Origin of the sequence: Cryobacterium aureum, from assembly GCF_002954245.1 — a bacterium.
GTDB classification, from domain to species: Bacteria; Actinomycetota; Actinomycetes; order Actinomycetales; family Microbacteriaceae; genus Cryobacterium; species Cryobacterium aureum.
Genome location: NZ_PPTG01000016.1, coordinates 20,112 through 42,849, shown reverse-complemented (window position 1 = coordinate 42,849; position 22,738 = coordinate 20,112). Strand labels below are relative to the sequence as shown.

Annotated in this window: 22 protein-coding genes and 2 pseudogenes; 5 read left to right on the top strand and 19 right to left on the bottom strand. The window is 61.9% G+C overall.

The window, feature by feature from the left end:
- Positions 1–129 precede the first annotated feature (129 nt).
- From CJ028_RS07115 to CJ028_RS07095, 5 genes are all read right to left on the bottom strand, one after another.
- Complete coding sequence (locus CJ028_RS07115; protein ID WP_205683968.1) at positions 130–933, bottom strand: COG4705 family protein; 804 nt, start codon at positions 931–933, stop codon at positions 130–132.
- A gap of 140 nt (positions 934–1,073) precedes the next feature.
- On the bottom strand, positions 1,074–2,057 hold the full coding sequence (locus CJ028_RS07110) for a sensor histidine kinase (RefSeq protein ID WP_161498917.1): 984 nt from the start codon (positions 2,055–2,057) through the stop codon (positions 1,074–1,076).
- 20 nt (positions 2,058–2,077) lie between these two features.
- The gene (locus CJ028_RS07105; RefSeq protein ID WP_105034579.1) at positions 2,078–2,752 is read right to left on the bottom strand and encodes a response regulator transcription factor; all 675 of its coding nucleotides are present in this window, start codon (positions 2,750–2,752) and stop codon (positions 2,078–2,080) included.
- A gap of 109 nt (positions 2,753–2,861) precedes the next feature.
- Positions 2,862–3,122 (bottom strand): phosphatase PAP2 family protein, encoded by a 261-nt coding sequence (locus CJ028_RS07100; RefSeq protein WP_129590409.1) that lies wholly within the window; start codon positions 3,120–3,122, stop codon positions 2,862–2,864.
- A 357-nt stretch (positions 3,123–3,479) separates the two neighbouring features.
- The gene (locus CJ028_RS07095; RefSeq protein ID WP_161498916.1) at positions 3,480–4,055 is read right to left on the bottom strand and encodes an acyl-CoA-like ligand-binding transcription factor; all 576 of its coding nucleotides are present in this window, start codon (positions 4,053–4,055) and stop codon (positions 3,480–3,482) included.
- Positions 4,056–4,225: 170 nt separating this feature from the next.
- On the opposite strand from CJ028_RS07095, the gene CJ028_RS07090 reads away from it, so the two are divergent.
- A complete protein-coding gene (locus CJ028_RS07090) occupies positions 4,226–5,827 on the top strand; it encodes a GMC family oxidoreductase (protein WP_105034576.1) in 1,602 nt (533 codons plus the stop codon).
- 67 nt (positions 5,828–5,894) lie between these two features.
- Here CJ028_RS07090 and CJ028_RS07085 read toward each other — a convergent pair whose 3' ends face one another.
- The 7 genes from CJ028_RS07085 to CJ028_RS07055 form a co-directional block, all read right to left on the bottom strand.
- Complete coding sequence (locus CJ028_RS07085; RefSeq protein WP_105034575.1) at positions 5,895–7,121, bottom strand: MFS transporter; 1,227 nt, start codon at positions 7,119–7,121, stop codon at positions 5,895–5,897.
- A gap of 62 nt (positions 7,122–7,183) precedes the next feature.
- On the bottom strand, positions 7,184–8,155 hold the full coding sequence (locus tag CJ028_RS07080) for a fumarylacetoacetate hydrolase family protein (protein WP_105034574.1): 972 nt from the start codon (positions 8,153–8,155) through the stop codon (positions 7,184–7,186).
- The gene (locus CJ028_RS07075; RefSeq protein ID WP_105034573.1) at positions 8,152–9,156 is read right to left on the bottom strand and encodes an amidohydrolase family protein; all 1,005 of its coding nucleotides are present in this window, start codon (positions 9,154–9,156) and stop codon (positions 8,152–8,154) included. The genes CJ028_RS07080 and CJ028_RS07075 overlap by 4 nt, the downstream gene beginning before the upstream one ends.
- On the bottom strand, positions 9,153–10,292 hold the full coding sequence (locus CJ028_RS07070) for an FAD-dependent monooxygenase (RefSeq protein ID WP_105034572.1): 1,140 nt from the start codon (positions 10,290–10,292) through the stop codon (positions 9,153–9,155). The genes CJ028_RS07075 and CJ028_RS07070 overlap by 4 nt, the downstream gene beginning before the upstream one ends.
- 35 nt (positions 10,293–10,327) lie before the next feature.
- Complete coding sequence (locus tag CJ028_RS07065) at positions 10,328–11,317, bottom strand: cyclase family protein (RefSeq protein ID WP_105034571.1); 990 nt, start codon at positions 11,315–11,317, stop codon at positions 10,328–10,330.
- Positions 11,314–12,303 carry a fumarylacetoacetate hydrolase family protein gene (locus CJ028_RS07060; protein WP_105034570.1) on the bottom strand — a complete coding sequence of 330 codons (990 nt, stop codon included), beginning with the start codon at positions 12,301–12,303 and terminating at the stop codon, positions 11,314–11,316. Before CJ028_RS07060 ends, CJ028_RS07065 begins: the two co-directional genes overlap by 4 nt.
- Before the next feature lie 5 nt (positions 12,304–12,308).
- On the bottom strand, positions 12,309–13,328 hold the full coding sequence (locus CJ028_RS07055; protein WP_105034569.1) for a VOC family protein: 1,020 nt from the start codon (positions 13,326–13,328) through the stop codon (positions 12,309–12,311).
- A 154-nt stretch (positions 13,329–13,482) separates the two neighbouring features.
- Between CJ028_RS07055 and CJ028_RS07050 the strand changes: the two genes are divergently transcribed.
- A complete protein-coding gene (locus CJ028_RS07050; protein ID WP_105034568.1) occupies positions 13,483–14,409 on the top strand; it encodes a LysR family transcriptional regulator in 927 nt (308 codons plus the stop codon).
- Positions 14,410–14,452: 43 nt separating this feature from the next.
- Here the strand turns inward: CJ028_RS07050 and CJ028_RS22065 are convergent, their stop codons facing one another.
- From CJ028_RS22065 to CJ028_RS07030, 4 genes are all read right to left on the bottom strand, one after another.
- Positions 14,453–14,665, bottom strand: a complete 213-nt coding sequence (locus CJ028_RS22065; RefSeq protein WP_439099034.1) for an MmyB family transcriptional regulator — start codon at positions 14,663–14,665, stop codon at positions 14,453–14,455.
- Between the two features lie 76 nt (positions 14,666–14,741).
- Positions 14,742–15,305: a dihydrofolate reductase family protein gene (locus CJ028_RS07040; RefSeq protein ID WP_105034567.1), complete on the bottom strand. Its 564-nt coding sequence runs from the start codon at positions 15,303–15,305 to the stop codon at positions 14,742–14,744.
- A gap of 88 nt (positions 15,306–15,393) precedes the next feature.
- Positions 15,394–16,242: an alpha/beta fold hydrolase gene (locus tag CJ028_RS07035; protein ID WP_105034566.1), complete on the bottom strand. Its 849-nt coding sequence runs from the start codon at positions 16,240–16,242 to the stop codon at positions 15,394–15,396.
- 353 nt (positions 16,243–16,595) lie between these two features.
- Positions 16,596–17,270, bottom strand: a complete 675-nt coding sequence (locus CJ028_RS07030) for a haloacid dehalogenase type II (RefSeq protein ID WP_105034565.1) — start codon at positions 17,268–17,270, stop codon at positions 16,596–16,598.
- A 303-nt stretch (positions 17,271–17,573) separates the two neighbouring features.
- On the opposite strand from CJ028_RS07030, the gene CJ028_RS07025 reads away from it, so the two are divergent.
- Entirely contained in the window at positions 17,574–18,041 is a 468-nt protein-coding gene (locus CJ028_RS07025; RefSeq protein ID WP_105034564.1) for a VOC family protein, read from the top strand.
- 384 nt (positions 18,042–18,425) lie between these two features.
- Here CJ028_RS07025 and CJ028_RS07015 read toward each other — a convergent pair whose 3' ends face one another.
- Positions 18,426–19,217, bottom strand: a complete 792-nt coding sequence (locus tag CJ028_RS07015; protein ID WP_205683967.1) for a hypothetical protein — start codon at positions 19,215–19,217, stop codon at positions 18,426–18,428.
- A 1,029-nt stretch (positions 19,218–20,246) separates the two neighbouring features.
- On the opposite strand from CJ028_RS07015, the gene CJ028_RS07010 reads away from it, so the two are divergent.
- On the top strand, positions 20,247–20,708 hold the full coding sequence (locus CJ028_RS07010; RefSeq protein WP_148666436.1) for an ECF transporter S component: 462 nt from the start codon (positions 20,247–20,249) through the stop codon (positions 20,706–20,708).
- 230 nt (positions 20,709–20,938) lie between these two features.
- Positions 20,939–21,169, top strand: a pseudogene (locus tag CJ028_RS07005) (integrase core domain-containing protein); the annotation flags it as partial.
- Positions 21,170–21,257: 88 nt separating this feature from the next.
- Here CJ028_RS07005 and CJ028_RS07000 read toward each other — a convergent pair.
- Together CJ028_RS07000 and CJ028_RS21180 are read right to left on the bottom strand one after the other, a co-directional pair.
- Positions 21,258–22,542 (bottom strand): annotated as a pseudogene (locus CJ028_RS07000) (IS256 family transposase).
- Entirely contained in the window at positions 22,539–22,706 is a 168-nt protein-coding gene (locus CJ028_RS21180; protein WP_205683966.1) for a hypothetical protein, read from the bottom strand. The pseudogene CJ028_RS07000 and the gene CJ028_RS21180 overlap by 4 nt, the downstream one beginning before the upstream one ends.
- Positions 22,707–22,738 lie beyond the last annotated feature (32 nt).

Below are 22,738 nucleotides of genomic sequence, written 5' to 3'. Positions count from 1 at the left end.
GTCGACGCCGGCACTCCGCACTCGGTTATCGCCGGCCGAATGAAGTCCATTATGGTTATCAACAGCCAGCATTGGCAGCGTAGAAGAAACCACTAATTCCGCTGTCCGAAATGCCCGCGGCAGGTCAGATTAGACCGTGGCCGTCAGACGTGCATCTGTGGTGCGTGCGCGGCGGGTGAGCACGATCACCAGGACGAGGATCACCGAAAGAAAAAGCACGCTGGTTCCCGTGGTTCCGAGTCCTATCCCGCCGTCGGCAACGGGCTGCGAGAGAAGATCGCCGGTGGATGCGCCCAACGGGCGGGTCAGGATGTACGCGATCCAGAAAGCGAGTACAGCATTGAGATGAAAGACGAAGTACGCCACGACAACCAACGCGATCGCCGCTGCGAAGACGAGCAGCGCCACGAGAAAGCCCAGATTGAGTCCCTCAGCGACGAGGTCGCCGGCCGCAGTGCCGAGGGCGAACGTGAACAAGACGGCCAACCAGTAGAACGCCTCTCGCCGGGTAGTGAAAATGGAGTGGATGGAGAGGGTCTTCTCCGAAACCGCCCACGCGATGAAGGTCACGGCCAGCGCGATAGCGAAGACTACCGTTGTCACCCACAGCGGCACGCCGAGGCTGTCGGTGAGGTTATCGGTGATGAGAGTACCGACGACGCTGATGAGCACTACCGCCAGCCAATAGACGGCCGGAGTGTATTTCTGCAGTCTGAATTGCACGATCAGGGCGGCGATGAGCAGGACGGCCATGATGACCGAAGTGATCGAGAGGCCCAAACCGAGGTCGACGTTGAGGAAATCCGCGGCGGTCTCCCCGACTGTGGTTGCGAGCACTTTGATCACCCAGAAGATGAGGGTCACCTCGGGCACCTTGGTCAGGATGTGCCGTACGGGCGAAACGGTCGAGGAGAGCGTTGAGGTCGTGGACAAGTGTTCCTCCTTGAATAGGGTCAGTAGCACTAGCGAACAGGGCGCCGTCTAAGACTTCTCACAGAAACCAACAAGCGTCGCCGGAGATCTACGAATTCGCAGTCTTTGGTTCGACGAACGACGTTCGGCCAGAGAGCAGATCAGGCCTGTTTCGCTCGCGGAACGGTCAGGCGGATTGCTGTGCCCGCTGCAGTGCTCTCGACGACGTGCACGGATCCGCCGTAGCGCACGACAATTTCGCGTACGAGGGACAGGCCGATTCCAAACCCGGTGCGGGAGTCATCGCCGCCGGCATCCGGCGGGGCGGAGTGGGCGAACCGATCAAAAATTCGGGCGGGGTCGATGCCGTGGATACCGGGACCGTGATCGCGCACGGTGACCGCCACCGTCTTCTTGGTCACGGCTACCCCCACCGTGATGGCCGAGTCACACGGGGCGAACCGCACAGCGTTATCCAGCAGGGCGACCACGCATCGGGTGATGCTGGATGCTGGCACCCGCACGGCCGCGGGCTGGGGCGCATCCAGTTCGATGGTGACGTGTTTGTCGATGGCAATAAGCGCCATCGACTGCGCGGCGGCAGCCACGGCAGCGACCAGATCAACGACGACAGCCTCCTGCACCGCAGCGCCGCCGATTTCCGCCGATTCGAGCAGGTCGTTAACGATGTGAATGAGGTCCTTCGCATCGCTGCGCAGCTCCGCGACGACCTGAGAAGTCGGGTCGTCGTCGGGCAGGGTACGTTGCAGAATCTGCAGGCGGGCATCGAGCACCGCGAGGGGGGTGCGGAGTTCGTGGCTCGCGTCCGCGACAAACGCCCGCTGGATACGCAGCACCTCGCCCAGGGGTTGCACAGCCCGATGAGTGACCTGCCAACTCAAAACACCGGCCAGAACGATCAAGGCCACGCCCAACACTGCAGCAGCGCGCAGCAGCTTGACGGCGCTGACCTGCAGGTTGTCGGTGTCTGGCACCGGTTCAAATAGCTCACCGGGCGAAATCTCGGACAGGATGTAAACGAACACGGCAACGATAACCACCGCGACAACCACGGCGCACGCGAAGGCGATTCGGGTACCGACGATCCGCGAGGCTCGACGGATGGCGAGGGTGTCACTATCCATGACAGAGCCCGTACTGCGAGTCATGGTTGTCCCAAGCGGTAGCCCTCGCCGCGCACGGTGAGGACAATTTCAGGGTCTGTCTTGCGCCGGAGATAGTGCACGTAGGTATCCACCGCTCCGGCGGTATCCGCAGCGCTGAAGACGGTCTGCAGGATTTGCTGGCGAGAGAACGTGCGCTGCGGGGCATCCGCTAACAGTTTGAGCAACTCGTTCTCCTTGACCGTGAGCAGGATGCGACCGTCATACGGGGAATAGATCGTGCGACTGTCTGGGTAATACTCCCACCCACCCACCAGCAGCGTGCGGCCTTCGCCAGTGAACACCCGACGGATGGCGCGCAACCGGGCGAACAGCTCATCGAACTCGAACGGCTTGACCAGGTAGTCGTTGGCACCGATGTCGAGCCCGGCCACTTTGTCGCCGGTGGTCCCCAGAGCAGTCAGGAGCAGGATGGGGGTGGTGATCAGTTTGCGCCGGAGGGCTTCAACGATTTGTAGTCCGTCAATCCCCGGAAGGCGCCGGTCGATGACCATCACCTCGAATTGCCCATCGAGGCCGGCGGCGAGGCCGTCCGCACCGTCAGCGACCAGAGTAACGTCGTAGATTTCCGTGAGCATGTCACGGATCATCGGGCCCAGCCTGGCATCGTCTTCGATCAATAGCAGTCGGGCGCCCGTCTTGCTCTCAGCGACCATCTGAGACTCCTCCATAAACGGGTCCGGCTAGGAGGCCGGATCGACGTTCGATCCAGTGTGACAGTGAAAGCCCCCAGATAGCGTTAACCAGCGCTACGGCAGCGATCGACTACACGATCGACGCGGCAACATCAGACGGATAGTGCACCCCCAAATACACTCGGGATGCTGCCGTGGCGAACACCACAATCCCAGCCACTCCCATCACGAACGGATGCCACCGGTGGCCGGCCGAGACGAGGAGGATGCCGAGGAAAAAGCAGGCCGACATGGCCGCCAGCAGCACGAGAACCGCCCCGACGGCCGGGCTGAACAGCCAGTCCAAGCCGAGGGCCACCACGTCGAGTGGCGCGGTATGAGCAGAGTTCACCTGCCTGAGCAAAACCATCTCCCTTGCCGTCCACCCCGCCGATGCACTCAGCACCAGCCCGCTGATGATGGCTCGGCAGGTTGGGCTCCTTCCGCACCTCCGCTTAGGCCGCGATGGCGCTCCGTGCCATTTCGGGCATAGCCGTCGACTCGCAGGTACGGGTCGGCGCCGATGCCACGGTCGTACTCGACCCGGTGCACGCCGCAGCCGGTGTCACAACGGCGGTGCCGGTGGGCCTTGAACAGGCCAACGGCCTGACCGCCCCCACCTCTCTCTGTTCCAAATTGTCGGTGCACCGGGCCAATCCCAACCCACCGCACCACCAGAGTCGCAGTCTCGACCCGACTGGCGTCTGCCCTATTGCGTTTTTTCGTGTGCGAATGCGGCTTGTAGGGCTCTGGAGTAGTCCCGGAGGGCGGTTTCCACATATGGCGATGGGGACGATTGCCCGGAGTGGATCCACTTGCGGAAACCGACGAACATGGCGTGCCAGTAGCCGTGGCCGAGAACTTCCGGCAACGTGTCTGCTGGGTCGAGTCCCTCTCGGCCAGCGATGAAGCGGGTGATGGCATCCCGCCAGGGTTGACCCTGCATGTACGCGTAACTCTGTAAGGCCGGAACTGCCTGGATGAGGGTGACTTCGGCGCGCATGATGGGCAGAACAGTGGGATGGGTGTGCAGGCCGGAGAGTACGGCTGCTACGACCGCGTCGGTGCTGACGATGTCGAGGGGAGCATGCTCCAACGCATCGGTGAGGTCTTTAAGCTGCCGGTTGAAACGGTTCCAGACGATGTCGGCTTTGTTGGGAAAGTAGTTGAACAAGGTTTTGCGTCCGATGCCAGCGGCGCTGGCGATGTTGGTCATCGTGGTCTCGTCGAAGCCGTTTGTTAGAAATAGGCCCAGACCGATCTCGGCGACGGCATCCACTGACACTGTCGGGGGGCGTCCTCGCCCTCGACTCTCTACGATGTCTGGGATAGCCATTGACTCGACCCTACTCTCTGGCAATACTTGAATTAGAATACTTGGTGTAATAAATCGAGTGTCTTTTACGCATGAATCGGTGCGTCCGTTGATCATCCACAAGGAAGAGGAAGTTCAGCATGATTTTTGATTACATTATTGTCGGTGCCGGAGCGGCGGGATGCGTCCTGGCCAATCGATTGAGCGAGGATCCCGCGAATCAAGTTTTGCTGCTGGAAGCGGGAGGCTCTGATCGTAGTCCGGTGATTCTCGTGCCGAAGGGGTTCTATTTCACGATGACGGACCCAAAGTACACGAAGAAGTTCGCCACCGAACCGTTTGGATCCGGTTCCGTAGAGCAATGGTCGCGCGGTCGCATGATCGGCGGTTCCACCGGGGTGAACGGCATGGTCTGGAATCGTGGATGGAAGCCCGATTACGACGCAATCGAAGCGGCGGGAAATCCTGGTTGGGGGTGGGACACCTTTGTGGGTGCCTACAAGAGCATTGAAGACCACGAACTTGGCGCGTCGGATACTCGAGGCGTCGGTGGTCCTGTTGGTATTTCCGTGGCTTCCCCGCCCGAGGAAGTCAGTGAGGCCTTCATGGACGCTGCCGGGAAGCTCGGTATGAACCGGGAAGACGATCTGAACGGGAGCGACAATGAGCGCGTCGGATATGTATCGTCGAACATCGCGAATGGCTTGCGTGTAAGCGCTGCGGAGGCGTATCTGCATCCAGTGCGGCAGCGCCCCAATTTGACGGTGCTGAGCCGTTCGGAGGTTGGCTATGTTCTCTTCGATGGAAAGCGTGCCACGGGCGTGCGCGTTGAGCGCAAGGGCGTGACGGTCGACTACTCCGCCCGTAAAGAGGTGCTCCTGGCCGGCGGTTCGCTCGACACTCCGCTGCTCCTTGAACGCTCCGGCATCGGAGATCCAGTTCAGCTGCGTTCGGCCGGAGTGAAGGTAGTCGTGGACAGCCCCAACGTCGGAGAACGGTTGCACGAGCATCACGGTACCAGCTTCCAATTCTCGATGCAGGGCGCAGACGGATACAACAAGCAGCTCTCCAACGTCTCTCGGCAGATGCTCACCGGCACGAAGTATCTGATGCAACGTGACGGCGTCATGTCGTTCGGCGGCTACAACGTGCTGATGTACTACAAGTCGGATCCGAAATCCGACCGGCCGGACACGCAGGGATTCTTCACACCCATCTCCACTGCGGCGGCATCGTTGACCTCGGGCAAGGTGAAGGTCGACAAGAACCCGGGAATGATGTTCCTGACGTATCCGCTGCGCCCGACGAGCACCGGCTCCATCCACATCACCGGTAACTTGCCGTCGAACAAGCCGACGGTTATCGCGAATTTCCTTGAAACCGAGCACGACCGCCGCCTAGTCGTTCTCGGGGCCCGGAAGGGACGTGAAATTATGGCCCAGGGTCCGATCAGCCAACTCGTGCGCGAGGAGACTCTCCCGGGTACTGATTACACAACGGACGAGCAGATACTCGAAAACGCTCTCAACCGCGGCGGAACCGGGTACCACACGCTGGGCACGTGCGCGATGGGCCCCAATGACGACGACGTCGTCGACGCACGGCTTCGTGTTCGCGGGGTGGAAGGGCTCCGAGTCGTTGACGCGTCCGTCTTCCCACACATGCCATCGGGTAACAACAATGCACCGACTCAGGCGCTCGCCTGGCACGCTGCACAACTTATCCTCGAAGACAACTCGTGAACAACTCCCCGAGACGCTTCACCACACCGTGGTGACGGCGTAGCTCCTCCCGCTCGCTTCGTCCCGGCTACCGCCGCGACACGGATCGCACCGCGCCTCCGAGTACCAGTCGTAAGGTGATGGCGACAACCGCGCAAGCGATGCCGACGACACCCACTGCGAGAGGCAGTCCGCCCACGATCGCGACGAGTGCTCCAATCAGGATCGGCGTGAGGAACTGCCCGAAGGAGAAGGCGGCCTGCCACCATCCGGTTGAGCGGCCGCGCTGCTCGAAGCTGATCGGGGCCAGCGCCCAGGTGAGCATCGACGGAAGCAGGAGGCCAGACCCGAACCCTGCGACGACGGCGCCGATCGCCACTCCGGCCACTCCGCCGACGAGCCAGATCACGACCATTCCCACTGCCTGTAGGGAGAACGCAAGTGGGAGTAGAAACTGAGGCCCGCGCGCAGCCAGGCGCGGGAACGTCAACGCCCCCGCAGCGGTGATAAGCGAGGCGAGCGCGGCAACCGCGCCGATGATCGCGGTGTCGCTTGCTCCCACGCCGTTGGCGACGAGGAGGTAGCTCGTCTCGATCAGCATCACGTAGAAGGAGAACCCTCCGAAGAGACCAACGACAAGCGGGAGTCGTAGTTGGCGCCACGGCACGGGTACCTTCGCGACCGGCGCCAGGTGCGCATCCGTCGGATCATTCCTGCGTGGCTCCCAGATGAGGAACATCATCGGCACAGCGACGATGAGGCTCAGGGCGTAGATCCAGAACGGAGTGTGCCATCCGCCGACGCCGAGCGCTCCACCGAGGATGATGAATACCGTCGCCGCGAGGGTCGTGACGACGGCTTGTAGCCCGAGGTATTTGTTTCGCTGCCTCTCTTCGTGGAAGTAGTCGACGATGAGTGTCGTGCACGCGGTCATGATTGCCGCTTCTGTGATGCCCACGCCGACTCGGGTGACCAGGATGAGCTGGAGCGACTCGAGATAGGCGGGGGCTGTGCCGACGAAGGCGTACGTGATCATTGCCACGATGAGAAGCGTCTTGCGGCCCAGCCGATCGACGATCTGGCCCGCGAATGGAGCGAAGATCGCGATCATCAGGGCCGGAATGGCGACGATCATTGGGACGAGAACCTCGGCGCCGGGCTCTCCCGCGAAGTGCTCGCTGAGCTGCGGAAGTATGGGCGTCAGCAGCACTGCGCCGAGCACCGGCATGCAGCTGCCGGCCAGTAGAAGAACGGCCTGCCAGATGCCCGCTTGGCGCACCGCCGCGGATTGCCTGGTCATAGATGAATTCGTCATTGAATCTCCTCAGGGTTGGGTCGGGTGTTATAGGGTTCGGGTCGTTCGCGCGCTCAGTTCGGTCACGGTCGGATCCGCTCGCGCGAGCGCTTACGAGCCGGAGGAATCGGCGGCATCCGGACAGCGTCGCCCACGGTGTTCACGATTTCGCCAATGCCTTCGACGGCCATGCGCACTTCGTCTCCGGTTTTGAGGGGTGCTGGCGTGAGGGATCCATGCCGCCCCCACAACTCGCCGAGACATCCGCCGTGGCCGACCGTGCCCGAACCGAGGACGTCCCCCGGTACGACCCGTGAATTGCGCGACGCGTAGGCGACGAGCTCCGCGAATGGCCAGCCCATGTTCGAGACAAGATCGTGTCCGATGAGAATTCCGTTGACGAAAACCTCGGCGCGCACCGCCAGAAAGCCGTCTTCCACGAACTCGTCCAGTTCATCAGCGGTGACGATCCACGGCCCCAGCGTCAGCCCGAAGTCCTTACCCTTGGCTGGCCCGAGCCGAACCCTCATCTCCCGGGCTTGAAGGTCTCGCGCTGACCAGTCATTCATGATCGTGTACCCGAAAATGTGTGGAGCAGCGGCTTCCGCTGACAGGTTGGCGCCGTCGGATCCCGCTACGCCACCAATGACCGCCGCTACTTCCAACTCGAAGTCGAGTCTCTCTGTCATCGGCGGCGACAGCACGTCGCCCGTCGCGATGACCGTGTGCGGGTTGGTGAAGTAGAAGGTTGGCGCCTGGTACCACTCGGGCACGACCTCACTCGTGCCGTCGACCGTCGCACTGATGCCTTCGACGTGCTCTTCGAAAGCCACGAAGTCACGAATGGCTGCCGGCACAAGCGGGGCAAGCAGCGTCACTGTGTCCAGCAGCGCGCTGGCGGACTCGACCCGTCGCGAGAAGGCATCGTCCAGACCATCACGGCCGCGCGAAAGCATGCCCGCGACCGTGAGTCCATCGGGGAATGGGACGACGCGGTCCTCGACGACGAACCCCTCGCCCGTTGTGGCGCCGTTGCGCCATCGCGCGATCCTCATGCCCGCACCCTGCTCTCGACGAGGGCATCGGCATTGTCTCCGAGGATGCCCCGCTCAATCTCGATGGGCAGTCCGGTGTCGCGTACGAGGGCAATGGGGTCATCGCTGCCCATGTCGAACGGGAAGTCGCTGCCTAGCAGCACGCGCGGGCCGCCGACGATCTCGACGAGCCGGCGAAGGGCATCCGCTTCGTGAACGACAGAGTCGAACCACAGCTTGCGCAGGTAACTCGACGGGGCGTGCGCGCAGCGCTGGGCCTCCGGCCGAACCTGCCAGGCGCGGTCGGACCTTCCCATAGCGAAGGGCAGGTACCCACCGCCGTGGGCCGCGACAATCTTCAGGTCGGGGTGACGGTCGAGCACGCCGGAGAAGATGAGGTGTGACAGCGCGACGGCGTTTTCCGTAGGCTGGCCGACCGTATTGGACAGGTAGAAGCGGTCCAGCCGCTCGTCGAGGCTGCATCCGAACGGATGCAGGAATACGATGCATCCGAGCTCCGCGGCCCGGGCCCAGAACGGCTCGAGTCGTGGATCGGACAGTTCCACATCGCCGGCGAACGAGGAGATCTCGACACCGGCGAGGCCGCGCCCGAGAACCGCGTCGTCCAGGTATTCGACGATGCGTTCCGGATGCTGCAGTGGCACCACGCCCAGTCCGGTCAGGCGGTCGGGCGCCTGCGCGACATGTTCGGCAACGAGCCGGTTGATTTCCCCCGCCACCCAGACGGCCAGGCCTTCCGGTGCCCAAGGATAGAAGTGGTTCGGCGAGACGCTCACCCACTGCCGGTCCATGCCCTGTTGATCCATCGCCGCGAGACGGGTACCGACATCCGTGAGCTTCGAAATTCGCGCCGCGATCATCGCGCCAGAGACCTGGAGACTCTCAGTACCGTTGCGGCGCTGTTCGAGCTCGGCGGCCTGGGCCACCAGCTGCGGCGCGCGCTGTTCGACTGCTGCATGCAACGCGGGCAGCAGCAGGTGTGCGTGCACGTCGGTCGTCATGCGGGCTCCGCCATCTTCTGTGCGATCCCGAAAATGAGTCCCCCGGCGTCGGCGTCACGGTTTCCGTCGATCTGCCACTGGCCGAGCTGAACGGATGCCTCGACGACGGCGGTCGCGCGCGGAACGCGCCGGGCATGAAATTCGTCCCACAGCGTCTGATCGATAGCATCCCGTTCGACCAGCAGCTGAGTGAGGACAAAAGCGTCCTCCAGCCCTTGCGCGGCGCCCTGTGCGATCGTCGGAGGGCAGCTGTGCGCGGCATCCCCGATGATCACCACGCGACCCCGGTTCCACGGGCCCAGGATGATGTGTTTGGTGAACCAGGTGTAGTTCGCGTGCGCACCGGCTTCGAGGTCGGCACGGATCGAGTTCCACGGTCCGTTGTAGGCGCGTGACTCCTCGAGCATGATGCGGGTCGCGTCCGCGTCAGAGATTCCAAAGCGGTCCTCAGCCTTTTCGACGAGGAACGCGTACATCGAGTCGTCGCCTGTTGGCGTGTAGCCGGCGATGTACACGGGGCCGCCGTAGTAAAGCTCACTGCGCTCTACCTCGGCCGGGCGCGACACGAACGTGCGCCAGATGCCCATTCCGGTGGGTTCAGGCTTGGTGTCGATGCCGATGAGGTCACGCACAGCAGAGTGAAGTCCGTCGGCACCGATCACAAGGTCGTACACGCCGGCCGACTCACCGTTGATGAACACACGGACGCCGTCGTTCGCCGCCTGCGCGTCGATGGCGGTTACCGTCGCCCCGAAACGGATGTTCGCGCCGGCCCGCTCCGCGTGCTCGAACAGGATGCGCGTAAGTGCAAGACGCGGCATCCCCATCGCGGCAGGATAATCAGGGCCGCCGGTCTTGACATCGGGCAAGGAAGCGACAATGGGAGCTCCAGGGCCAGGCGCCCGCAGGTTCAGACCCTCGAACGGGTACCCGGCGGCGCGGATGTCGTCCCACACGCCGAGCGCGTCGAAAACGCGCAGGGCATTGCCTTGGAGCGAGATGCCCGAACCGCCCTCACTCAGGGCCGGCTTGGTCTCGAAGACATCGACGGAGACCCCCGCCTTGGCGAGCTGGATCGCGGCGGCCAGTCCGGCGACTCCGCTTCCGGCAATGGCGACCTTAGTGACAGCAGTCATGTGTAGAACCTCTCTGTTCTCGAATGTGCGCGCGGTCAGAAAATCGCGACGGGGTTGATCGGTGAGCCAACGGCTCCGGTAATCGCCAGCGGCGGTGCCGACAGCAGAAAGTCCCAGCGTGCGCGCTCGGCACAGGACCTGGCGAGTTCATCGAGGTCCCACATCTCACCGATGGTGAGGCCGATGTTGGGGATGGCGACCTGATGCAGCGGCTGGAACGACGGAACATCGAACTCGTTGGGACGCACCTCAAACCCCCACGTGTCGGTAGCGACCGCAGCGATCTCGGTGCGATGCAGCCACCCAGCGGTAGACAGTGACAGGCCAGCGGACGGGCCGCCGGCATAGTCGCCCCAGCCCTCACGTCGCGCACGGGCAAGCCGGCCCGTGCGCACGAGCACGATGTCGCCGCGCCCGATCATCACATCCTGGGCTGTGGCGCACGAGTCGAGCTCGTCGGCGCTGATGGCATACCCGTCGGGAAGTTCACCCGTCTCCGACTCAAGGTGACGCCCCAGGTCGAGCAGCACCCCGCGCGAAACGACAACGGATGCCGCGTGCTCGATGCCCGTGACGAGGTCTCCCTCGCTCGTGACCACGTCGCCAGCGGCGCGGCCGTTCCAGGCGAAGCCGTGGTCAAAGATGTGGCCGAGCCCGTCCCACTGCGTCGAGCATTGGAGGGGCATCGCGATGACGTCGTCGGCGCCGCCGATTCCGTGCGGAAAACCTTGATTACCGCGCTCGGCATCCACCCCCGTATCGGTCATCGTGTGCACCGGATTGGTTCGGCGGCGCCAGCCTTTCTGCGGGCCATCGGTGTCGAACGATTGCGACAGCGACACGACCGTGCCCTCACGCACAAGCGCTGCCGCCTCGATCCGTTTCGCACCATCGATGAAATTGAGCGTGCCCAGAACGTCGTCCTCTCCCCACCGCCCCCAATTGCGATAAGCCTCTGCCCGAGCGGCGATCTCCGCCGCGGGGTTGGCGCGATTGATGCCGGATGGGTCCTCCAATGCCGTCATCGCTGCACCGATTCCTGAGTGGGTTCTCCAACGGCAGCGACGCAGCGCACAACTTGAGTACCCAGTCCATCGATCGATCCGGTCATCACGTCGCCGTCTCGCAGGAACCGCTTCCAGTGCTGTCCGTTTCCAGAAGGGCTTCCGGTGAGAAGCAGGTCACCCGGGAGCAACGGCATCGTCTGGCTGGCACCCGAGATGAGCGCAGCGATATCGAATAGCAGGTCACTGGTCAACCCGTTCTGCATCGTCTGACCATTCAGGTCAAGGCGGATGCCCACATTGCCGGCATCGACGAATCGGGCGGGCACCAGGAAGGGCCCGGTCGGCAGGAAGCCGGGCGCGTTCTTGGCGCGGTACCAGTCGGTGCCGATCTCCTTCATGTCCTTGCGGAAGACGAGATCGCGGGTCGTCACGTCGTTGACGATCGTGTAGCCGGCGACGTGGTCCAGCGCACTTTGGCGGTTCACCTGGAACGCTTCGCGGCCGATGACGACGGCGAGCTCCAGCTCCCAGTCGTGAACCTGGCTGTACGCAGGAAGGGTCAGTGGCACGTCGTCGCCCACGACGCACGCTGGCAAGCCGATGAAGAAGTATGGCTCCCCGTTCTTGGCGCGGTCGTCCATCATCTTCGCAGCAAACTCCCGCGCCTCTTCGGGAGTTCGGTCCGAGTTCTGGGTGAGACCCGCTGCGACAAGCTCGATCACGTGCTCGCGGTAGTTCGCACCGGCCTGCAGCACCTGGCGCGGCTCTACCGGAGCCGTCAGCGTGACGCCGGCCAGCGGCATCCACTCGTCGCCGTCCTCAGCGGCGAGCGCGGCGATCCGGTCCCAATCCGGAGCGGCCAGGAACGCGTTGAGATTTGCGGAGCCGAGTTGCTCAGCACCGAGAGGACGGATGCGCTCACCCGCCACCAGGCCGAGGCGCACATCATTACCCTCCCGGAATCGAGCGAGTGCGAAGGGGGCTTCAGGGGCAGCAGAGTTCATACGGATCAGCCCCGCCCTTGCTTGGCGTAGGGGTTGAACAGGGCTTCCCTGATCTCGTCCGGCACTCCCTCTTCGGTCGCGCTGGGGCCGTCAGCGGCGGGAAACGACTCCGTCATCGACATCGGCATCGTGCCGTTGCGGTAGAAGTTGTTGGAGCCGAGCGAAGGCTTCCAGATATTCGGCTCCCAGTCCGGCACGTAGTTGCGGTACCCGCCGGTGTTCAGTTCAATGCGCAGGCTGGAGGGTTCTCGGTAGTAGAGGAAGGTCTGCTCGCCGATGCCGTGAATGGACGGACCGTATTCGATCGGGTAGCCGTTTTCCATGAGCACGTCGGCTGCGATGAGGAGCTCCTCCCGGGTGTCGACCCAGAAGGCGAAGTGATTAATGCGCCCAGTCCGGGTTGACCCATCGAGCACAACACCAAGGTCGTGTGACTTCTCGTTCGTCGTCAGCACCGAGAACACCGAGATCGGTGCCTCATCGAGGATCGTCTTGGCCATGATGCGAAAGCCGAGCACCTCGTTGTACCAGTCAGCGAACGCGTCGACGTCGCTGGTGGCGATGGTCACGTGGTCGAGCTGGCGCGGAGCTCCGGCGACCTTGCTGCGCCTTTCGGGGCGGTCAGGGTAAATCGAGGCGTCAAAGCCAGACGCCCGGTGCCGGGTGACATCCCAGTGCAGGGTCATGCTGTGGCCCCACGGCCCGGCGAAGCGGTAGGCACGCCCGATCTGCGGCACATCATCGAGCCATTCGCCCGCAATGCCTGCGGCCTCGATGCGCTTCGCTGCCTCTTCCAGAGCCTCGGCGCTGGTCGTGCGCCACGCCATCGTCGCTAGCGTTGGTTCGTCGCCGGGAACGACGACGACGGAATACGCGTAATAGTCACCCCAGCAACGCAGGTAGACGTTGCCGTTCTCGCGGGCGACCTCGGTGAGTCCGACCTGCGTCGTGTAAAACTCAACGGATGCCTCCACGTCGGGCGAGGCGATCGCCACGTACGAGAGATGAGAGAGAAGTTTGATCATCTTTGACCCTTTCACGAGTGCGGGTCAGTCGACCCATGACCACTTTCGGCGAAATTTGCTTATCAAGGAATAGCCTGTTTCGTATCCGGCGCATCAGCTTCATTTATAACCCGTGGTAGTATCGTGCTCCCGAAGACCGAAGGAACACAGCGACGTGGCTAACCAATATCCTTTCTCTCGGCTCGACCTCAATCTGCTGGTGTCACTCGATGCGCTCCTCACCGAACGCAGCGTGACCCGTGCGGCTGAACGGCTGCACCTGAGCCAGCCTGCGCTCAGCGCATCGCTGGCCCGGCTGCGAAGACATTTCAACGATCCGATCCTGGCCAGGTCGGGAAACAACTACGAGCTCACGCCGCTTGCGTCGCGCTTATCCGAGCACACCGCTGCGGCGCTGGATGCGGCTCGCCGCGTCTTCGAAAGTCAGGCCGAATGGGACCCGAGCAAGTCCACCCGCGAGTTCACCATTTACGGATCTGACTACAGCCTTGCGACGACAGGGCGACAACTCGCAGTGCGAGCGGCGGAGCGTGCGCCCGGCGTCCGGTTTCGATTTCTGGTTCACAACGAACAGATCGTCGAGGATGCCGTCGCCCGTCTGCGTGGGGCGGACGGACTGTTCATGCCACATGGATTCCTCACCGACCTCCCCTACACGGACCTCTGGTCAGACACCTGGGTAATCGTCGCGGACAAGAATCACCCCGGCCTGAAGGACCATGTCACGCTCGACGACATCGCTCGACTACCCTGGGTCTTCACCTACCAATCCCGTTCGGCATTTACCTCGGTTACACGGCAAATTCAACAACTCGGCATCGAGCCACGGGTCGAGGCGGTCGTCGAGAGTTTCCTCGTTTTACCGATGTTCGTCGCCGGCACCGACCGTCTCGCTCTCATTCAGGCGGGACTCGCCGAGTATGCCCGCAGCACAGGAGGCGTATCCGTCTACGATCTGCCATTCGACGCCACTCCCATTCTCAACGCGATGTGGTGGCATCCGGTGCATCGCCGCGATCCCGAGCACGAGTGGCTGAGGAATCTGGTTGCGGAGGCCGCAAGGGAACTACCTACAGGCTGAGCGCCCGCGTGCGATCCCGGGGCGCCGACTACCGAGCGCACCGTCAGGCCATGCCTACAGTGTGAATCCTCCTCGGTAGCGCGTTCGAGAATACGCCGGACGCCGCAGAACGCAACGCTGTTCGCCGAGTACCGCACGAGGCGGAAGCGGCTCGCGCCGGGTGGTGCAGACGCTTCAGGCCACTGCGGTGGTAGACCACGTCTCGTGATGCCCAGCGCTGCCGGAACAGTTCGCTCTGCGTTGACAATCTCGGCACGCGTATCAGTCATGGAAAAACGCTAAGCCGATCCGCCCGGCTGCGGGAGGCGGTGCCGTTACCTGCCTCACTCCGGCTAGCGAACCACACGGTGCCGCAGGTAGACGGCTCCCGACGTGAAGGTGCGGGTTTCGACGAGTTCGAGATCCACGCGGCGCTCATGTCGGGGAAAGAACGCTAGACCACCGCCGACCAATATGGGAAGGACGATCACCTGATACTCGTCGATCAGCCCCAGAGCGGATGCCTCGGCGGCGAGAGTCGCGCCGCCAATGGCGATGTCGCCCTCCCCCGGCTCAGCTCGCAACCGCTCGATCTCCTCGCCGAGGCCGCCAGAGACCAGGCGGGCATTACCCTGCACCGACGACAGTGTGGTGGAGAAGACGACCTTGGGGAGCGGATTCCAGAGAGCGGTCCACTCGAGGTCTGCAGCGTCGAGTGAAGTTTCCTGGTCGGCGGTCTCCCAGTACAGCATCGTCTCGTACAGCCGTCGCCCCATTAGGTGCACGCCGACGTTTCGAATGTCGTCGATCCAGAAGCGAAACGCTTCCGGGTCCGGCGTGGTCCAGTCGAATCGGCCGTCCGGCCCCACAACGTAGCCGTCGAGGGACATGCTCATGGAGTAGGTCACCTTGCGCATCAGAAATCCTCCTGGGTAGTGCGTACGAGAATACGCCGGACCTGAGGGGGGGCCCGTCACTGATCAGCGACGGGCCCCGCGAGGACTGCTACTTCGCGAGGAACGCGAGCACGTTCCGGTTCCATTCGTCTTTGTGCGAAACGGTGACACCGTGCGGGGCATCTTCGATGAGTACGAGTTCGCTTCCGGCGATGGCTTCGTGAGTGCGCTTGCCGCTGACCTCAAACGGCACAATAGTGTCGGAATCGCCGTGTATCACCAGGGTCGGCACGGTGATTTTCGTCATGTCGTCGCGAAAATCCGTCGTCGCGAAGGCGGTGGTGCAGTCGAGCGTGCCCTTCGGCGAGGCCTGCAGAGCGATATCGAGGTTGTAGGCGATCTGCTCAGCGCTGACCTTCGGCTTGTTGACCAATGACGGCTTACCGGCGGTGAAGAACATCTGGAGAAATTCGTGCAGGAATGCCGGCCGGTCGCCGGTGAGGCAGTCGTGGAACCACTGGGCCAGTCCGGCGTCGACACCGCCGTCGGGGTTGTCGTCTGATTTCCATAAGTACGGCGTCACTGCGCTGGCGAAGACGAGCTTCGCGATGCGGTCCGTGCCATAGGTGCCGACGTAGCGGGCGAGCTCGCCGCCGCCCATCGAGAATCCAATGAGGGTGACCTCGCGCAGGTCGAGCGTCTCCAGCACGACGTTGAGGTCGGCCGCGAACGTGTCGTAGTCGTATCCGTTCCAGGGCTGTGATGACTGGCCAAACCCGCGGCGATCGTAGGTGATCACGCGGTGGCCGGCATCAACGAGTGCTGGCACCTGGCCCTCCCAGGATCTGCCGCTGAGCGGCCAACCATGGACCAGCACGACGGGCTTACCGGCTCCGACGTCTTCGTAGTGCAGTTCCACGTCGGGATCGTTTGGCGTGGGAACGATGATAATAGGCATGTTCTCTCCTTGTAATCGGGATGATGTGCTGAACGTATTCGGGAAGGCGTCTCGGCGTAATCGCGATTTGCTAGGAGAAGGCTGAGTTCTTCAGGACGTCACTCCGGCGAGGCACCAAGCGCGCGAGTCCAGGACTCGCCCGTGATCGTCGAACGGCTGGTCCGCACGGTAGGGGAAACCCGCGGTCCGGCATCCGCTTCTGTGGGTGAACCGACAGCGCGGCTTTAGGGAACAAGCGCCGAACTGGCCCTCTGCGGTTCTCGAACCCGGGGGTCGTCTCTGGCCCGTGCTCACTCGTTCCGGTGCCTTCGCGTGCGCTACCGAGGATGACTTCGCCAGTCGAGCGCCCAATCTTAGGGTTGAATGCGCTCGGCGAGCTCGCTGAGAGTCGGAGCGGTGTAATCCGGTGTCGCAAAATAGCTCGGATAGATCGCACCGGTTCGGTTCAGCCACGCAGTGCGCAGGCCCGCCTGAGCAGCCCCGTGGATGTCCCAAGGATGCACGGCGACCAGAAGCATGTCTGCCGGTTGAACTCCAAGAACATCCGCCGCGTAGTGATAAGCGGTACCGACTGGTTTCCACGCCGGGGCGTCCTCGACGGAGAGGAGGGCCTCGAAGTCAGCCCGGATCGCCGCTGCGCTCAGCAGGTTCTGAGCCAGCTCCGCCGATCCGTTGGAGAGAGTGGCCAGGCGATATCCCGCATCCGTGAGCGCCCGGACGCCACCTACGATGTCCGAATGCAGCTTCAACTCACCGAGGCCGTGCAAGACATGGGCCACGGCCTCGTCGAGAGGTCTGGCGAGGGAAACGTCGAGGAACACGGCATGCAGCATCTCCGCGCCGACCACGGAGAATTTCGCGCGGCTCCCAGCCGCGGCGAGGGCAAACCCATCCCTCAACAAGGATGCGAACCAGATGCGGGCCAGGTAACCGGGAGCACCGACCTCCACGAAACGCTCCTCCATCGGAGACATGTCCGAAAGGGTTTCATTGACATCAAAAACGATCACTGACGCGGGTGCATTCACGGTGGACTCCTCAAAATGGGTTGAATATTCCGGCTAACGATCTACCCCGTGCGTTCACCTCGAAGGGAATGCCGTCTGGGGAGCACCCTCCACCATTTCATCATCCTCCATAGACCGCAATGTCTGCGCCAGCACCTCGATCTCCTGGCCCACGACATTCTCGGCGACGCGAGCGTCTGGGTCCACGACGCCAACAAGACCCCGCACGCGAACACCGATGCAGCATCCGCTGGCCCGAGAAAGCTTGGCCCATAGCGAGTGTCGAACTAACCTGAAAGGCACGATTCCCACTAGGAGGTACTGATGGCCGAGCTGCTGCCGATCCAACCGTGTTTGTGGTTCAACGACAACGCGCGCGAGGCGATGACGTACTACATCGACGTGTTCCCAAATTCCCGCATCAATTCGATCGTTGAGTACCCCGACGCGACTCTTGATGAGCACTTCGCCGCGATGAGCGGCAAAGTGCTGAACGGTTCATTCACGTTGAACGGCGTGGATTTTGTTTGTCTCGATGGCGGGCCGATTTTCACTTTCAATGAGTCGATCTCTTTGGTTGTGTTGTGCAAAAACCAAGGCGAGATCGACACATATTGGGCACAGCTCTCGCACGTCGCGGAATCGGAGCAGTGCGGCTGGTGCAAAGACCAGTTCGGCGTCAGCTGGCAGATCATCCCCGAGAACATGGCCGAGCTGACTCGCCGACCCGAGCAGATCGGCGTAATGATGAACCAGAAGAAGATTGTGATTGCGGAACTCGAGAATGCCTGAGCACCTCGTTCACTGACGCTCCCCACGCCAGTTTCGTAGTGACAGGAGAGCCTGAACCCAGGTCCTCAATCTCCCCCTCAGGACGGGGGCGCCGGTGCCAGCGATGCGACTAGCGTTGGGGCATGAGACGAATACTTCGGTTGCTATTCGGCGATCAGCGAAATCCCCGCTCCGTGCTGGTCGAGAAGTTTGCAACCGCTGACGCGAGTGCAAATCCGCTCACGGCAGCCAAATCGTGGGCACGTGAGGTCCTCGTCGACGCGGGGGTGCACCTGGACGACACGCAGACTTCTCAGTTGCGCGCGATCCGTGCACTGAAAAACTCTGGACTTGACGGGCGGCCTGCCGTCTATCTGGTCGAGTCCCTGGATGCTGGCACTTCGCCTATTTAAAGAGTTCTGCCCAGAGTTCATCCGTGAAGTCAACATCTCGCGCATCAACTGCGCCAGTGACGAGATTAGTCGTAGCCAAGATTCCTCCAATGGGCCCTTCCACGCTTCGACCAGCCGGCAAATCTTTCCATTCCGAACTACTGTCGAGTCTGAGAGTCACTGCTTTTTCAACCGATAGGCGCATCAGCCCACCGGCGCACACAGGTGTTGCTTCGAATTCGTTTCCCCGCTGCAACGCAAGGTTGCTGATGTTGACTGTGCACTTGGAGGCCTCGGGAAACTCCAGCAGCTCAGTTGTGGTGTGACCGCTTTTCCACGCAACGCCGGCGTACTGCTCGATGAGGTTTTGTCGAAGCGCCTCGCTGATGGGCGTTTCGAACGCTTGCTCGGAATCGTTTTTAGTAGCGAGGCGAGCACCTTGATCGGTCAACGTGAGCATCGTGTCGGGAACGTCAAATGATTCAAACCATTCTGAAACAATTTGGGTTCGGACTGGTACCGAGGCGTGATCAAACAAGACATAGTCGAACGCGAACGCATCGCCGCCGCCCTTGAGCTCAATTACAGCTCCCAGGTCGATCAGGGGCTGGACGTTGTCAAGAGGTACGGGGTGATTGAGAAATTCCGGATGACGCAGCTTCCATTCTCCGTCGGACTTGATAAACGCAATGGACTGTTGCTCGCCCGAAAAGTCAAATTTCAGGTCAGCAACCTCTGTGTCGGGGCCTGGCGCTTCATCGGATGCAAGCGGCTCTGGAATCACAACGCTGCCGGGGTTGAGCACGCGATCCGCTGTAGTCTCACCGGGTTCGGACACGAGCGACAGTGCCTCTTGGTAATCCCCAGCGTTGACAGCCGCTACGTAATCTTTGAGGACCGTTGCTGGGTCTGCGCTTGAACGGCTGCTGCAGGAGCTAAGGGCCATTGTCGCGACTAGCCCCACCAACACTGTTGCGAGGCCTCGTCCCATGATTCTGTTCATTGTTGTGCCTTTCGCGCGAAGTACTGTCGCTTGTTGTCAGGAATGCAAGGAGTAGGCAACTAATGCGGGCCTGAAGATGGCTCGGCAATCCAACATCAGGAGAGCACGGCGGCCAACAGCACGGGCGTTCTAATGAACCGTGACCCTTCATTAGGCCCAGGATTTTTCAGGAAATAGTTGGGCAAACCAGGGTTACGACCCGGATAATGACCACGCTACTGGGCAAGAACGATCGGGCCCGCCCCCCTGACAAGCCCGAACAGAACCCGAACAGCCTCTTGCTGCGTCGACTCGACCGTTACCATGTCATGAACCATGTACGAGGAAAGGAAGTCAGTGGCTGAAGGCGTACCCCGAGAGGTGTTCGATTCGATCGATGACATCGCCTCGGCGCTTCGAGAGCTTCGCGCGAGTGCTGGTGAACCCTCCTACGCAGAGATCTCACGACGTGTCGCACAGCGGCGCAGAGCAAACGGAGCATCGGAGGCAGCCGCGACTCCCGCAAGAACGACGGTTTATGACGTGTTCCGCATCGGTCGGACACGAGTGAACTATGAACTTGTCGGGGAAGTCGCACAAGCCCTCGGTGCAAGCGCAGAGAGGGCCACGCAGCTGGTGCGGCGGGCACGAACCGCGAGACCGTCACGGTGGAGCAGCCCGACGCTCGATAGCTCACTTCCTGCACCTGAGACGCCGATGGATGCTTCCGTCTTACTCCCCCTCCGACTACCTCACGCCGCGTTCGTTGCCCTAGTACTGGCAGGGTGTGTCGGCATCAACCTTTTCGGAGATGCGCTCACGGACAAGTTTCAACTCATTCTTTGGCTCGACATGATCGGAACGGCGATCGCAGCCATCGCACTCGGACCATGGCACGGTGCACTCGTCGGTCTACTCACAAACTTGTTAGGCACGCTCGATGGCAACGTGGAAACCCTGCCATTCGTACTCGTCAACATCGTCGGCGCGCTCGTCTGGGGTTACGGATATCACCATTTCGGCGGGAATCGTGGACGCAGTCGTTTTCTTCTGCTCGCTCTCACCGTCGCCGTATGTTGCACCTTGGTCGCGACGCCGCTCACGATGGCCGTCTTCGGCGGCGAGGCTGATCATGCGGGAGACGTCTATGCCTCGCTTCTGACTGAGGACGGAATCCCGCTGAGCGTCGCAGTATTCATGGTCAACCTGCTGCTTTCCGTCATTGACAAGCTACTCACGAGCTATGCGTCCCTTTTAGTAGCTCGGCCGCTCGGCGACATCCGTGTCAACCGGACGACCGCGCTCACCATCTAATCAGGGGTCCAAGGCCCAACCAACTGCCGTGAAATTGCATGACCTGTCAAGAAACATGAGCGGTGAAGTCCTGATCTGCCCCTGGGGGCGACTTCCTGGAATCTAGGGAGAGCTGGTCGAGTCTACGAGCACCCGGAATGCGACGACGTGAGCCTCGCCGACGAGCCTCCTGAGCTGCTTGCGTCCGGATGGAGAGCGACAGGGGGCGCTATGTCAAAGAAAATTGTCAGCTGGGCCGCACGGGCGTGTGTTGGGACCACAGCATGGCGGAAAGTTTCTTCTCGATGCTCAAGAACGAACGTGTTTACCGCACCGCGTATGCCACGAAACTACAAGCCCGCACCGACGTCATCCGCTAAATCAAACGGTTTTACAACAGTCGACGCCGGCACCCCGCGCTCGGTTACCGAAGGCCCAATGACGTCCACTATGGTAATCAGCAGCCAGCATTGACAGCGTAGAAGAATCCACTCATTCTACTGTCCGAATGGCCACGGCAGCTCATCGCCGTCGGGTGTGTCTCGTTAACGGTGTTTCCGGCGTTTTTCATTAGTAGGATTCTGCGTTCGGCCAGCGGTCGTGGAAGGTGATGGCGAAGGCGTTGCGAGCTGACTTCCAACGCATCGTCCAACGAGCTCGGCCCTCACCGGTGGGATCGAGACTTCGCGTGACCAGATACAAGCATTTTAGAGCGGCCTGCTCGGTGGGGAAATGCCCTCGAGCACGCACCGCCCGCCGGTACCGGGCATTGAGCGACTCGATCGCATTCGTGGAGCAGATCACTTGGCGAATCTCGGAGTCGTAGGACAAGAACGGGGTGAACTCTTCCCACGCCGACTCCCATAACCGGATGATCGCGCCGTATTTCTTGCCCCAGATCTCGGTCAGATCATCCAACGCCGCCCGTGCGGCGTCGACGGTCGGAGCGGTATAGATCGGTTTCACCGCTCGTTTCATCGCATCCCAATCCTTCTTCGAGGACAGCTTGAACGTGTTCCGAATGAGGTGAATGATGCACGTCTGCACCGTGTCAACGGCCACACGTTCCCGACAACGTCCGGGAGCCCTTTCAACCCGTCACAGACCAGGAAGAACGTGTCGGTGACACCACGGTTCTTGATATCGGTCAGGACAGACATCCAGAACTTGGCGCCCTCACCGCCGGTGCCGGCCCACAACCCGAGAATGTCTTTATCGCCGTCCAGGGTCACGCCGATGGCCGCGTAGATGGGCCGGTTGGCGACCTGCCCGTCCCGAATCTTCACGACGATCGCGTCGATGAAGATCGCCGCGTAGACGCCGTTCAACGGGAGTGACTGCCATGTCTGCATCTCCTCGATCTCCTTGTCCGTGATGCGAGAGATCGTCTCTTTGGAGACCTGCGCACCGTAGATCTGGTTGAAGTGTGCGCTGATCTCCCCGGTCGTGAGGCCGCGGGCATACAACGACAGCACAATCTCATCGACCCCGGTCAAACGGCGTTGTCGTTTGGCCACGATCACCGGAGTGAACGTGGCGTCCCGGTCACGAGGCACCTGGATGGTCACCGGCCCCGTCGAGGGGCTGATCACCGTTTTGGCCGGGTCCCGTTGCGCACGTTGGATTCGTCACGCTCGTCCGGGGCACGGTTCTTCTCATGACCGAGATGCTCAGTCATTTCCTCGTTCAGAGCCGTCTCCAGGAACGTTTTCGTGAACTGGCCCAGCAGCCCTTCAGGACCGTCCAGAGCCAGGCCCTGCTCCTTGGCCAGGGGCACCCATTCCTTCGCCGCCAACGCCTCACGGGTGGGCTCATTTTTCGTCTTCTTCGTCACAGCATCAAGTGTCGTCATCACGGCACCTTTCCCGCCAGACCCACGTCCAGCGCGTCAGGCCGGAAACACCGTTTAAGAGACAGTCCCTGCCTGGCGTTGATGGTGCGGGCTTTCGGGTCGTCGAGCGCCGCCAGCTCGGCCATCACCGCTGCCGCCGTTGCTCCGGTTGCCGTCGTCTGGGCCATATTGTCCTCCTGTACACCGTGTGCCATTCGAG